Source organism: Microvirga sp. HBU67558 (assembly GCF_018069605.1).
Taxonomy (GTDB): Bacteria; Pseudomonadota; Alphaproteobacteria; order Rhizobiales; family Beijerinckiaceae; genus Microvirga; species Microvirga terrae.
This window is the reverse complement of sequence record NZ_JAGPUP010000280.1, coordinates 1-876: the sequence shown is the minus strand read 5'-3', so window position 1 is coordinate 876 and position 876 is coordinate 1. Positions and strand designations below refer to the sequence as shown.

Genomic DNA, 876 nt, shown 5'->3' with positions numbered 1-876 from the left:
GAGCATCCGGTGACGGAGTTGATCACCGGGATCGACCTCGTGGAGGAGATGATCCGCGTCGCCGCTGGCGAACGCCTCAGCCTGACGCAGGCGGACGTGAAGCTGAACGGCTGGGCGGTGGAAAGCCGCATCTACGCGGAAGACCCGGTGCGCAACTTCCTGCCCTCGACCGGTCGCCTCGTCACCTATCGTCCGCCGCGCGAGGGCGAGCAGGGCGGCGTGACGGTTCGCAACGATACGGGGGTCTACGAGGGCGGCGAGATCTCGATCTACTACGATCCGATGATCGCCAAATTGGTGACTCACGCCCCGACCCGCCTCCAGGCCATCGAGGCTCAGGCGAGTGCGCTTGATGCTTTCGCCATCGAAGGCATCCGCCACAATATCCCGTTCCTGTCGGCCCTGATGCAGCATCCGCGCTGGCAATCGGGTCAGCTTTCCACCGGCTTCATCGCCGAGGAGTTCCCGCAGGGGTTCAAGGCGCCGGCCCCGGAGGGCGAGGTGGCCCTGCGCATGGCGGCCGTGGGCGCCGCCATCGACCATCTGCTCAACGAGCGCAAGCGACACATCTCCGGTCAGATGCGGCAGGCCGCGAGCGTGCAGTTCGATCGCGAGCGCGTCGTGCTCCTGGGCAAGGAGCGGCATGAAGCCGTCATCGAGGACATCGAGGGCGGCTTCGCGGTCGTCATCGATGGCCGGGCCTGGCCGATCGTGTCGGGCTGGGTGCCCGGTCAGCCCGTTTGGAACGGGACGGTGGGTGGAGAGCCCGTCGCCTTCCAGGTGCGGCCGATCCTCAACGGGGTCGTGCTGGCCCATGCGGGCACCTCGGCCGAGGTGCGGGTCTACACGAAACGCGAGGCCGAGCTGGCGGCCCTG

At 67.8% G+C, this 876-nt stretch carries 1 pseudogene; it reads left to right on the top strand.

Annotated features, from left to right (window positions below):
• Positions 1-876: pseudogene (locus tag KBI52_RS33830) on the top strand (acetyl/propionyl-CoA carboxylase subunit alpha); the annotation flags it as partial.